Origin of the sequence: Agromyces sp. NPDC056965 (assembly GCF_042673425.1) — a bacterium.
Classification (GTDB): domain Bacteria; phylum Actinomycetota; class Actinomycetes; order Actinomycetales; family Microbacteriaceae; genus Agromyces.
The window spans coordinates 38,679-50,544 of record NZ_JBHURI010000024.1 but is presented as its reverse complement, the minus strand read 5'-3'; the positions used below and the strand labels follow the sequence as shown (position 1 = coordinate 50,544).

Annotated in this window: 13 protein-coding genes; 8 read left to right on the top strand and 5 right to left on the bottom strand. The window is 69.3% G+C overall.

Annotated elements, in window-relative coordinates:
- The first annotated feature begins 20 nt into the window (after positions 1-20).
- Together ACFTQE_RS08375 and ACFTQE_RS08370 are read left to right on the top strand one after the other, a co-directional pair.
- Positions 21-392, top strand: a complete 372-nt coding sequence (locus ACFTQE_RS08375; protein WP_376924617.1) for a DUF4180 domain-containing protein — start codon at positions 21-23, stop codon at positions 390-392.
- Positions 393-410: 18 nt separating this feature from the next.
- Entirely contained in the window at positions 411-1,517 is a 1,107-nt protein-coding gene (locus tag ACFTQE_RS08370; RefSeq protein ID WP_376924616.1) for a hypothetical protein, read from the top strand.
- On the opposite strand, the gene ACFTQE_RS08365 is transcribed toward ACFTQE_RS08370, so the two are convergent.
- Positions 1,464-2,108 (bottom strand): TetR/AcrR family transcriptional regulator, encoded by a 645-nt coding sequence (locus ACFTQE_RS08365; protein ID WP_376924615.1) that lies wholly within the window; start codon positions 2,106-2,108, stop codon positions 1,464-1,466. The two genes, ACFTQE_RS08370 and ACFTQE_RS08365, sit on opposite strands and share 54 nt — an antisense overlap.
- Before the next feature lie 191 nt (positions 2,109-2,299).
- Here ACFTQE_RS08365 and ACFTQE_RS08360 point away from each other — a divergent pair, with 191 nt between their 5' ends.
- Together ACFTQE_RS08360 and ACFTQE_RS08355 are read left to right on the top strand one after the other, a co-directional pair.
- A complete protein-coding gene (locus ACFTQE_RS08360; protein ID WP_376924614.1) occupies positions 2,300-3,418 on the top strand; it encodes a PLP-dependent aminotransferase family protein in 1,119 nt (372 codons plus the stop codon).
- A 77-nt stretch (positions 3,419-3,495) separates the two neighbouring features.
- Positions 3,496-4,188, top strand: coding sequence for a DUF4386 domain-containing protein (locus ACFTQE_RS08355; RefSeq protein ID WP_376924613.1), 693 nt, complete (start codon positions 3,496-3,498; stop codon positions 4,186-4,188).
- Positions 4,189-4,220: 32 nt separating this feature from the next.
- On the opposite strand, the gene ACFTQE_RS08350 is transcribed toward ACFTQE_RS08355, so the two are convergent.
- Positions 4,221-5,252, bottom strand: a complete 1,032-nt coding sequence (locus tag ACFTQE_RS08350) for an NADP-dependent oxidoreductase (RefSeq protein WP_376924612.1) — start codon at positions 5,250-5,252, stop codon at positions 4,221-4,223.
- 87 nt (positions 5,253-5,339) lie between these two features.
- Positions 5,340-5,726, bottom strand: a complete 387-nt coding sequence (locus ACFTQE_RS08345; protein ID WP_376924611.1) for a DUF1304 domain-containing protein — start codon at positions 5,724-5,726, stop codon at positions 5,340-5,342.
- Between the two features lie 104 nt (positions 5,727-5,830).
- Here ACFTQE_RS08345 and ACFTQE_RS08340 point away from each other — a divergent pair, with 104 nt between their 5' ends.
- From ACFTQE_RS08340 to ACFTQE_RS08325, 4 genes are all read left to right on the top strand, one after another.
- Positions 5,831-6,406 carry a TetR/AcrR family transcriptional regulator gene (locus ACFTQE_RS08340; RefSeq protein ID WP_376924610.1) on the top strand — a complete coding sequence of 192 codons (576 nt, stop codon included), beginning with the start codon at positions 5,831-5,833 and terminating at the stop codon, positions 6,404-6,406.
- A 79-nt stretch (positions 6,407-6,485) separates the two neighbouring features.
- Positions 6,486-7,811 carry a flavin monoamine oxidase family protein gene (locus tag ACFTQE_RS08335; protein ID WP_376924609.1) on the top strand — a complete coding sequence of 442 codons (1,326 nt, stop codon included), beginning with the start codon at positions 6,486-6,488 and terminating at the stop codon, positions 7,809-7,811.
- 69 nt (positions 7,812-7,880) lie between these two features.
- Positions 7,881-8,576, top strand: a complete 696-nt coding sequence (locus ACFTQE_RS08330; protein ID WP_376924608.1) for a response regulator transcription factor — start codon at positions 7,881-7,883, stop codon at positions 8,574-8,576.
- A gap of 10 nt (positions 8,577-8,586) precedes the next feature.
- On the top strand, positions 8,587-9,660 hold the full coding sequence (locus tag ACFTQE_RS08325) for a sensor histidine kinase (RefSeq protein WP_376924607.1): 1,074 nt from the start codon (positions 8,587-8,589) through the stop codon (positions 9,658-9,660).
- Between the two features lie 41 nt (positions 9,661-9,701).
- Here the strand turns inward: ACFTQE_RS08325 and ACFTQE_RS08320 are convergent, their stop codons facing one another.
- Together ACFTQE_RS08320 and ACFTQE_RS08315 are read right to left on the bottom strand one after the other, a co-directional pair.
- Complete coding sequence (locus ACFTQE_RS08320; protein ID WP_376924606.1) at positions 9,702-11,111, bottom strand: APC family permease; 1,410 nt, start codon at positions 11,109-11,111, stop codon at positions 9,702-9,704.
- 48 nt (positions 11,112-11,159) lie between these two features.
- The gene (locus tag ACFTQE_RS08315; RefSeq protein ID WP_376924605.1) at positions 11,160-11,780 is read right to left on the bottom strand and encodes a VanZ family protein; all 621 of its coding nucleotides are present in this window, start codon (positions 11,778-11,780) and stop codon (positions 11,160-11,162) included.
- Between the last annotated feature and the right edge of the window lie 86 nt (positions 11,781-11,866).

Here is an 11,866-nt window from a genome sequence, read left to right as displayed (position 1 = left end):
GTCGGGGTTAGCGTGGAGCCATGCCCATCGAAGAGCTCCGCGGAGTGCGCGTCGATCGCCTCGACGTCGACGGTCCCACGATCGCGACCGACGACGACACGTCCGATCTCATCGGCGGCGCCTGGTCGGCGCAGGCCGGCCTCATCGCGATCCCGGTCGAACGACTCGACGAGACCTTCTTCGACCTCTCGAGCGGGTTCGCGGGCGAGCTGCTGGGCAAGTTCGGCAACTACCGCCTGCGCATCGCGATCGTCGGCGACATCTCGGAGCGCCTCGCCGCGGACGATGCGTTCGCGGCACTCGTGCGTGAGACGAACCGCGGCGACGCCGCCTGGTTCGTGCCCGACACCGCCGCGCTCGACGCGAAGCTCGCCGACCGCGCTCGTCGATGATTCGAGCCTCCGACGATCATGAGTGAACGCGGCATCACGTCGACGGCGACGCGCCTCGACACCTCGGCGCTCGAAGAGCACATCGACCCGGCATCGCTGCGGGCGTACCGAGCCCGGTTGCCGGCGTCGGTCAGGCCGAGCCCCGCCACCGTCGTCTGGCCGGGAGTGCTCCTCGTCGCGGCCCTCGTGCTGCTCGCCTTCTGGACGTCGCTGCTCGGCGATGACCTGTTCGCCCCCTCCGACCCGAGTGAGGGCTTCGCGGCCTGGTTCCTGCTCCTGCCGTATCTCGGCTTCGTCGTCGTGTCCGCCGTGCTCGTGGTTCGCGCACTCGTCCGTCGCGCCGGGCGGCGCCAGTACCGCCTCCACCGATTCGCCGAGGCGAACGGCATGACCTACGCGCCGGTGCAGCCCGGGCCCGCGTTCCCCGGCATGATCTTCACACGGGGCGGCACGGAGCTCGCCTACGACGTGGTGTCGCGGGCCGGGCGGCATCCCGTCTCCATCGCCAACCATTACGCAATGACGGGCGAGGGCAAGAGCCGCGAGCAGCACCGGTGGGGCTACGTCGCGATCCGGCTGCCGGCGACGCTGCCGCACGTCGTGCTCGACGCGAAGGGCAACAACTCGCTCGGTCGCCGGAACCTGCCCGTCGAGTTCGCGCGGAGCCAGCGGCTGCGCCTCGAGGGCGACTTCGACCGCTACTTCGAGCTCTACTGCCCCGACGGCTACGAGACCGATGCGCTCTACCTGTTCACGCCCGAGGTGATGGCCGGATTCATCGACACGGTGGCGGAGCTCGACGTCGAGATCGTCGACGATCATATGTTCCTGTACTCGCGCAAGGACCTCTCGACCCTCGATCCCGAGACGTGGCGCTGGCTGTTCTCGGTCGTCGATGCGCTGACCGAGCAGGTGGCGCGCTGGGCGCGCTGGCGCGACGAGCGACTCGGCGCCACTCACGTCACGCAGTCGACCGGCGCCGCTCCGGTGATCCACCGCCCGCCGCCCGGCGTCGCCGCACAGGGCCGGCGCCTCACTCCTCGCGTCGAGTGGCTCTGGATCGCAGCCGGGCTACTCGTGCTCCTGATCGGGGTGGCCTCGATCATCGAGGACGTCGTCACCTGAGCCCGCCGGCGGCCCGCCCAGTTCGGTCATGGCAGCGCCGATGGTGTGCTCGATCAGTGCCGTGTCGATCGTCTGCAGGCCGGGCAGCAGCGCTCGCATGAGGAGCGGGCCGGTGAGCAGGTCGCTGATCCACTCCACATCGACGGATGCCGGAGCGGCCCCGCGATCGATCGCCCGCTGCACGGCACGCGTGGTCGCCGTTCGCCGAGGCCCGAGGAACTCCTCGGAGAAGCGCCGCGCGGCATCGGGCTGGAGCGAGAGGTCGTCGATCAGCCCCGGAAGCCCGCGCACGATGAGCGGATGGTTGAACAGCTCGAGGCGATGCCGCTGGATCGTCCGGAGATCGGTCTCGAGGTCGCCCGTGTCGACGCCCGGGTCGGTGCCGAAGCGGTCGCCGAGCACTGCGATCGCGAGCTCGGCGGTCGTGCGGAAGCGTCGGTACACGGCGGCGCGCGTCGTCGCGGCATCCTGGGCCACTCGCCCGACGGTGAGCGCTCGGTAGTTCTCGAGCTCGATGATGCGCGCTGCCGCGTCGAGGATCGCCCGATCGATGCTCTCGTGCCGTGGCCGCCCCAACGCCGTTGCCGTCATACGATACATTCTGTACCGTAAAGCTACGAGCCCGCCATCCGACCACGATGGCAGCCTCGCCCGGCCGGGGACACGATCGAGACGGCCACCAGATCCTGACGTTCCCCTACTCCGCCGTTGAGGTGCCCATGCCCGTTCCAGCCATACTCCCCCGCCCGTCGCAGCGTTCCGGCGGCACGACGCGATCGCCGGTGCGCGATCTCCTCGCGCTCACCGAGAACCCCGACGTCATCTCATTCGCCGGCGGCCTGCCCGCTCCCGAGCACTTCGACCTCGACGGACTCCGACGCTCCTTCGACGCGGCGCTGCGGCGACCCGGCGGGCTGCAGTACTCGACGAGCGAAGGCAACCCGGCGCTCCGCGAGTTCATCGCCGACCGCTACACCGCCCAGGGGCTGCCCACGACGCGCGACGAGATCCTCGTGACGACCGGGTCGCAGCAGGCGCTCAGCCTCTTGGCGATGTCGTTGCTCGACCCGGGCGACACCGTGTTCGTGGAGCGCCCGAGCTACCTCGCCGCACTCCAGGCGTTCACGCTCGCCGGAGCACGGATCGTCGGGGTGCCCACGACCGCGGACGGCATCGACCTCGACGCGCTGGACCGGCTCGCCGAGCAGCACCGCCCGAAGCTCATGTACGCGGTGCCGACGTTCCAGAACCCCACCGGCACGAGCCTCGACGTCGCGACGCGCGAGGGGCTCGCCGCACTCGCCATCAGGCACGGCTTCCGCATCGTCGAAGACGAGCCGTACCGCGAACTGCGCTACTCGGGCGATCCGCTGCCGTATCTCGCCGCCTTCGCGGACGACCACGTCGTCACGGTCGGCAGCTTCTCGAAGGTGCTCGCCCCGGGTCTCCGGCTCGGCTGGATCCGGACCCGCGCCGACATCCACTCCACCGTGGTCGTGACCAAGCAGGCCGCGGACCTGCACACCTCGACCGTCGACCAGGCCGCCGCCGCGCACTACCTGACCACCGGCGGCCTCGAGACCGCCCTCGATCGCATCCGCGTCGCCTACGGCGAGCGCCGGGACGCGATGCTCTCGGCCCTGCCCCAGACGCTTCCGGCCGGGAGCACGTGGAGCAGCCCGCACGGCGGGATGTTCGTGTGGGCGACCTTGCCACCCGGGCACGACGCCGCCCACCATCTCACGGCGGCGATCGAGCAGTCGGTGGCCTACGTGCCGGGGGCGCCGTTCTACGCGGAGCGGCCCGACCCTGCGACGATGCGGCTCTCGTTCACGACCTACGAACCGTCCACCATCTGCGAGGGACTCGGACGTCTGGAGCGATCGTTCGCGCGGCCGTGACGCCGATGATCTGATCGGCGCGCCGGCAACGAGGGTTCGGGACCATACTGGGAGCATTCTCGCGGAGGAGGTCTTCCATGACGACGTCACCGGCTGCAGCCATCCTCCTGATCGTCCTTCCGATCGCGTTCAACGCGGCGTTCGCCGCGCTCGCGAAGGTGTTCGACTATCCCGAGATCCTTCGGCGGCCGACCGGCGAGATCCTCGCGCGCTTCCGAGCAGGAGGCTCCGGCCTCGTGCTGCTCTGGTGGGGCTTCGCGATGACGGCCGTGCTCTTCGCGCCCTTGGCCGTCCTGCTCGCGTACCGGCTCGACGGCGCCGACCCGGTGCTGCTCGCGCTCGGTGCGACCGTCGGCGTGCTCGCGTCCATCGTGCAGTTCCTCGGCCTCGTGCGGTGGCCGTTCCTCGTACCGTATCTGGCCCGCGCCGATGCCGAACCCGGCGCAACGGACGCGCGACGCGCGGCGATCGATGTGGTCTTCCAGTCCTTCAATCGCTATCTCGGCGTCGCCGTCGGAGAGCACTTGGGCTATCTGCTCACCGGGGCATGGAGCGTCCTCACGGGGGTCGCCCTCGTGCAGAGCACCGAAGCCCACCCGCTCGTCGGCACCGTCGGCATCGTGATCGGCGCCGTGCTCGTCGTGTGCTCGTTCGAGTTCGTCGGCCCCTTCGAGCGGCATGGCTGGACGCTCGCCGCCCGGCTCACCCCGGTCACGTACATCGCGTGGTCGCTCTGGCTCGTGACGAGCGGGGTGGCGCTGCTCCTGTGAGCAGGCGCCGAGCCGCAGCGGTTCGGCGTCGTTCAGTCGCGTGAGGCCGCCGGTTCGACGCGAACGAGCATCTTGCCCGTGTTGGCGCCGCGCATCATGTCGAGGAACGCATCGACGGTGTTGTCGATGCCGTCGACGATAGTCTCGTCGTAGGCGATGCGGCCCTCGGAGAACCAAGCGGTCATGCGACCGTTGAACTCCGGCGCGAGGTGGAGGTACGCCGCGAGCGTGAACCCCGTGACCGACAACCCGCGCGTGATGATGTTGGCCAGGTTGTCGGGTCCGACCGCCTTCTCGGTCGTGTTGTAGCTCGTGATCGCACCGCAGAGGGCGATCCTGCCCCCGTCGTTCATGACGTCGAGGGCCGCTTCGAGGTGGTCGCCGCCGACGTTGTCGAAGAACACGTCGACCCCGTCGGGCGCGAGCTCTGCGAGCTGCTCGCGCACCGGGGCATCCTTGTAGTTGAGAGCGGCGTCGTAGCCGTACTTCTCGGTCAGCAGGCGCACCTTCTCGGCCGACCCGGCCGACCCGATGACCCGGCCGGCGCCGAGGAGCTTCGCGATCTGCCCGGCGGCGGTGCCGACGGCACCGGCGGCACCGGAGATGAAGACCGTGTCGCCGGGCTTCAGGCCCGCGATCGCGGTGAGGCCGACGTAGCCGGTCAGCCCCGTCATGCCGAGCATGCCGAGGTACAGCGACAGCGGCACGCCCGGCAGCTCGGGCACGACGCGGAAGGTCGTCGCCTCGTGCTGCACGATGTCGGACCAGCCGTGCTGGTGCAGCACCACGCTGCCGACGGGGATCGAGTCCGCCTCGGACGCGACGACTCGGCCGATCGCTCCGCCGGCGATGGTCTCGCCGAGGGCGTATGGCGCGACGTAGCTGCGCACGTCGTTCATCCGGCCTCGCATGTACGGATCGACCGAGACGAACTCGTTCTGCACGCGGATCCAGCCGGGTTCCAGTTCGCCGTATGCGACGGTGGCGATGCGGAAGTCGGCCGGGGTCGGCCATCCCTCGGGGCGGGCGATGAGCTGGACGTGCGTGCTGGTCGTGTTCGACACGGTGGTGATTCGCTTTCTCGGCCTCGTGAGCCGATGTCATGGTGAGCGGGTGTGCGGGTGAGCGAGTGAGCGGATGCTGCGGCGAAGCTAGATCGACAGGCCGATGACGAGCGCGACGACGGCGAGCAGCGGCACGACGCCCTGCTTGAGGGCCGCCGCGCGCTTGGCCGGCGCCGAGATGAGCAGCACGAGGGCCGCCGCCGCCATCGAGCCGGTTCCGACGAAGACGAGGGTCGCGCCGATCGGCACCTGACCGGCGGCGAAGAAGACGATGCCGAGCGTCGTGACGATCGCGAGGAACAGGTTGTAGAAGCCCTGGTTGAAGGCGAGGAGCTTCATCGTGGCCGCTTCGTCGGCCGTGAACCCGAAAGTCGCGCGAGCTCGCTCCCCCGTCCAGGCGATCGACTCCAGGAAGAAGATGTAGACGTGGATGAGCGCGGCGACGCCCGCCAGCACGAGTGCTGCGATGACCATGACGTGATTCCCTGCTGCCCCGTGGGCGTTCGTTGTCGATGACTTTTTGTACTGATCGTTCTAATATATACTGGAACGACCGTTACGCAAAAAGGAGCCGATTCATGGGTCGTCTGCAGACGTTCGACACCGCAGAAGTCGTTCGCGCCGCCCGCGCCGTGTTCTGGCAGCACGGGTACGAAGACGCGTCCATTCCCGACCTCGAGGCGGCGACGGGCCTGAAGCGGTCGAGCCTCTACAACGCCTTCGACAGCAAGCGGGGACTCTTCGACGCCGCCGTGAACAGCTATCTCGACGAGGTCATCCGCCCGCGGCTCCGCCCGCTCACGGGCGCACGGGTCTCCCCCGATGCGATCGTCGAGTACTTCACCGGCCTTCGCGCGGCACTGGCACGATCCGACTCCTTCACCGCCGAGAACGGATGTCTCCTGATCAACGCCGCCGGCGGACCGATCGCACACGACGACGCCGTGCGCGAGATCGTGGCCGACTACCGCGCCGAGCTGCAATCGGCCATGCGGAGCGGCATCGCGGCGCGGCATCCCGATCGCCTCGCCGGCGAGGTCGACCGCATGGCCGAGACCTGCACGGCGCTGCTCGTCGCGACCTTCGCACTCACCCGGGTCGATGCCGCCGCCGCGCTCGGCAGCCTCGACGCCGCACTTCGCCTGGTCGACTGACCGATCCGGCATCGGAATGTCGTCGAACGAGCGATAGCGTCGGAGTCACGAGGCATCCGCTCTGCTGAAGGGGACGGCGATGGAACACGTCGACACGATCGTGATCGGTGCAGGGGTGGCCGGCTTGACGGCCGCACGCCTGTTGACGACGGCAGGCCGCCGCGTCGTCGTGCTCGAGGCCCGCGACCGGGTGGGCGGCAGGGTCTGGACCGACCGCCGTGACGGTCACGTCACCGACCTCGGCGCATCGTGGATCCATGGCATCACCGACAGCCCGGTCGCCGCGGCGGCCGCGGCGTTCGGCATGCCGACGGTCGAGTTCACGGTGGGCGGGTACCAGTCCGACAGCCGTCCGATCGCGTACTACGGTCCCGACGGCGTTCGACTCACGGATGCCGCGGCGCACCGGTTCGCCGACGACATCCGTGTGGTCGATGCCGCGCTCGCCGAGGCCGTCGCGGCATCCGACACGGATGCCTCGTACCGCGACGTCACCGAGACGGCACTCGCCGAGCAGGGCTGGGACGCCGAGCGCACCCAGCGCGTGCGCGAGTTCCTGGAGCATCGGGCGGAGGAGCAGTACGGCGCGTGGATCGAGGATCTCGCCGCCCACGGCCTCGACGACGACTCCATCGACGGCGACGAGGTGGTGTTCCCCGACGGCTACGACCGACTGCCCGAGCGACTCGCGGCCGGACTCGACCTCCGCCTCGAACACGTCGTCTCGCAGGTGCGATGGTCGACCGGCGGCGTCACCGTCACGACCGGACGCGGCGACTTCACGGCCGGCAACGCCGTGGTGACGGTGCCCGTCGGTGTGCTGCGGTCCGACGACTTCACCATCGAGCCGCCACTGCCCGAGCCCGTCGCAGGCGCCCTGGGCAGGCTCGAGATGAACGCGTTCGAGAAGGTCTTCCTGCGGTTCCCGACGAAGTTCTGGGACGACGGGGTCTACGCGGTGCGGCAGCAGGGGCCCGAGAGCCGCTGGTGGCATTCCTGGTACGACCTCACCGAGCTTCACGGCACGCCCACGCTCCTCACCTTCGCGGCAGGACCGGCGGCGCGTGCGACCCGCGGGTGGAGCGACGAGCAGGTCGCCGAATCCGTTCTCGTACAACTCCGCAGGCTCTACGGCGAGCGCGTGGAGCAGCCGAGCCACGTGCACGTCACGGCGTGGCAGGACGACCCGTTCGCCCGCGGCTCGTACGCGTACATGACGCTCGGCTCGACGACGACCGACCACGACGATCTCGCGACACCGGTCGGCGGTGTCCTCCACCTGGCCGGCGAAGCGACTTGGACGGACGACCCGGCGACCGTGCCCGCGGCGCTGTTCTCTGGCCACCGGGCGGCGTCGAGGATCGTGGGCCGCGACATCCCGATCGATGCGGTGTGGGCCGGATGAGTCGCGACGCACGCCGACGGTCACGTACTGATACGCCCGCGATATACCGCGCCTCCTAGCATTGCGAGTATGCGTGTGCTGGTGGTTGAGGACGAGCCCTTCATGGCGGAAGCCATTCGCGACGGGTTGCGCCTGGAGGCGATCGCGGCGGACATCGCCGGCGACGGGGACACCGCGCTCGAGCTGTTGAGCATCAACGCCTACGACATCGCCGTGCTCGACCGCGACATTCCTGGCCCATCCGGCGACGAGGTCGCCGAGAGCATCGTCGCCTCCGGCAGCGGCATGCCGATCCTGATGCTCACGGCGGCCGACCGGCTCGACGACAAGGCGTCCGGGTTCGGCCTCGGCGCCGACGACTACCTGACCAAGCCGTTCGAGCTGGAGGAGCTCGTGCTCAGGCTCCGAGCACTCGACCGCAGGCGGGCGCACAGCCGGCCGCCCGTGCGCGAGATCGCCGGGCTGCGGCTGGACCCGTTCCGGCGCGAGGTCTACCGAGACGGCCGGTACGTCGCGTTGACCCGCAAGCAGTTCGCGGTGCTCGAGGTGCTCGTCGCCGCGGAGGGCGGCGTGATCAGCGCCGAAGAGCTGCTCGAGCGGGCATGGGACGAGAACGCCGACCCGTTCACGAACGCCGTGCGCATCACCGTCTCGGCGCTGCGGAAACGGCTCGGCGAGCCGTGGATCATCGCCACGGTCCCCGGGGTCGGCTACCGGATCGACACCGGCGCCTCCGCCGGCGGCGAGGCGGGCGATCGTGAGTAGAGCACCCGGCATGAGCGTACGGCTCAGGCTGACCCTCAGCTACGCCGGGTTCCTGATGGTCGCGAGCGTTCTGCTGCTCGCCGCCGTGTGGCTCTTCCTCCTGCGCTACGTGCCCGCTCGCGCGACCCAATCGATCGACGGATTCGTCCCGGGGCGCGACGACCTGATTCGCGCGTTCGGCCCCGTGGTGACACTCGTGCTGCTGTTCCTACTGGTCTTCGGGCTCCTGGGAGGGTGGTTCCTGGCGGGCCGCATGCTCGTTCCCCTCGATCGGATCACGGAGGCCACGCGCAAGGCGGCCGATGGTTCGCTCTCGTACCGCATCGCGATGGAGGGACGGAACGACGAGTTCCGTGAGCTCGCCGACAGCTTCGACGCAATGCTCGCCCGGCTCGAGGCGCACGTCGCCGAGCAGCAGCGATTCGCGGCGAACGCCTCGCATGAGCTGCGGACCCCGCTCGCGATCACGCAGACGATGCTCGAAGTCGCACGCAACGATCCGGGTCGCGACGCCGACGCGCTCATCGAACGTCTCACCGCGGTCAACACCCGCGCGATCGACCTCACCGAGGCGCTGCTCCTGCTGAGTCGCGCCGACCAGCGGTCCTTCACACGCGAGGTCGTCGACCTCTCGCTCCTCGCCGAACAGGCCGCGGAGACGCTCCTGCCGATGGCGGAGCGACGCGGGGTCGCCATCGAGACATCCGGGGACATCGCCCTCGCCCTCGGCTCGCGGGCGCTCCTCCTGCAGATGGTCACGAACCTGCTGCACAACGCCATCGTGCACAACCTGCCCGAACACGGCATTGCGCGGGTCACGACGACGGTCGACGCGGGATCCGTCGCGCTCGTGGTCGAGAACAGCGGCGAGCGGCTCCCGCCGCACCTGATCGCCACGCTCACCGAGCCGTTCCAGCGCGGCAGCGAGCGCATCCGCGGCGACCACGGCGGAGTCGGGCTCGGCCTCGCCATCGTCAAGAGCATCGCCCAGGCGCACGAGGGAACGCTCTCGATCGCCGGCCGCCCCGAGGGCGGGATGCGCGTGACGGTACAGCTCCCCTCAGCGCCGGCCGGTGTCGTCTGACGCACTGCTCGCCGATCAGGGCGAGCGCCACCGGTTCCGGTTCACACTTCGACGCGTCGCCGCCGGGCAGCCGTGTACACGCGCTCGGCGATCCACAGCACGACGCCGATCCCCAGCAGCGCGATCGCGATCCCGTACTGCCCGGCCGGACGGCCGGAGGTCCATGGGAACACCAGGTACAGGCACGTGATCGCGCCGATCACCGGCAGCACCGTCGGCGTGCGGAAGTGCTTGTGGTCGACGGGCTGCCGCCGCAGCACCAGCACGGTCACGTTGACGATCGCGAACACGGTGAGCAGCAGGAGCGAGGTCGTGCCGCCGAGCAGGGCGACGATCGATCCCTCGGCGTCGAGCGAGACGTAGACGATGAGGCCTGCGGCGAGCGCGCTCGTGAACAGGATCGCCGCCCACGGCGACTGCCGCTTCGGCGCGACCTTGCCGAGGAACGGGGGCAGCACCTCCTGCCGGCTCATGCCGTAGAGGAGCCGGCTCGCCATCATCATGTTGATCAGCGCGGTGTTGGCGACCGCGAACATGGAGATGAACGGCAACAGGTCGTTGATCGGGAACCCGGGCGCCGCGGCCTCCACCGCGGTCACGAGCGGCGTCTCGCTGCCGACGAGTTCGCCGATCGGCACGAGGGCCACCACCGTGATCGACACCAGCACGTAGATCACCGCCGCGATGCCGAGCCCGCTCAGCATCATCTTCGGGAAGATGCGGCTGGGGTCCTTGGTCTCCTCAGCCATGTTGACCGAGTCCTCGAAGCCGACCATGGCGAAGAACGCCAACGACGTCGCCGTACTGACCGCGAGCAGCACGCCCTTGTCCTCAGGCGTCTCGAACGCGACGACCCGCGACCAGTCGGCGTTGCCGCCCGCGATCGCCCACATGCCGATGAGGATGACGAGCAGCAGGCCCGACAGCTCCACGAGGGTCAGGAAGACGTTCAGCCACACGCTCTCGCTCACACCGCGCAGGTTCACCAGCATGATCAGCACGATGAACGCGAGCGCGATGAGCATCGTGGTCACCGTGGCATCCGGAATTCCGAAGGCGACGAGCAGGTTCGCGGCGAATGCACGCGAGGCCGTCGAGGCCGAGGTGATTCCCGAGGTCATCACGATGAAGCACACGATGAACGTGAAGAAGTGGATGCCGAATGCCTTGTGCGTGTACAGCGCCGCGCCGGCGGCCTGCGGGTACTTCGTGACGAGCTCGAGGTACGAGAAGGCCGTCACTGTCGCCACCGCGAACGCGAGCAGGAAGGGCAGCCAGGCGGCCCCTCCGACCTCAGCGGCGACCTGGCCGGTGAGCGCGTAGATGCCAGTGCCGAGGATGTCCCCGACGATGAACAGGAGCAGCAGTCCGGGCCCCAGTACCCGCTTGAGTTGCGGCTCCTCCGGTTCGACGGCCTTGACGACTTGCGTCCAGGACGGGTCATCGTTCATGTCGCACCCCTTCCCCCGAACACAGCCGACCACATCCTGCCCGCCACATCAAGCATCCGGAGGCGAAACCACGAGCGCGTCCGGCCTGCTCGGGGAATGGGCGGGCGGCACGTCGCGCTGCCCGTAGTGCAGCGGCGAGGCGAAGAACGCCAGGCAGGCGAGCACGGTCACCGCGGTTCCGACAAGGCAGATCCGCGTCACGACGATCGTGCTCGCTCCAAGCCGGCGCGTCAGCAGCGCCGTCACGAAGAGTCCGGTGATGCCTCCGGAGGTGTTGGCGATGACGTCCGTTGCGTCGGAGCTGCCGACGGCGAGGGCATACTGGCCGATCTCGAGGAGCAGACTCGCCCCGGCAAGCGCTCCCACGTGCTTCCAGAGCGGCCAGGACGGCCGGAGGAGCACCAGGTACGCCCCGAACGGCACGAACAACAGGAAGTTCGCCGCAACCTCGAGAGGTTCGCTGGCCGTGTCCGAGCCGCTGGCGACGAATGGCACGAGCTTGACGTGTCGGAGGCCGCCGGCTCCGAGGAAGGGAACTTCAAGCTTCCACAGGATGATCCAGGCGAGCAGGACGAGGTAGACGGCGAACAGGAGGACCAGCAGCGGCGATGTGCCGCGATGCTGCCCCGAGGCGGCGACGTCCCCGTTCCGGGCGGTGGCGTGACTCATCCCACCAGCAAAGCCGGTGGGATGTTGCGTCAACGTATCGATCTCCTGCCGACCCGCCGTCACCGCACTCGCTGTGACCCTCACCG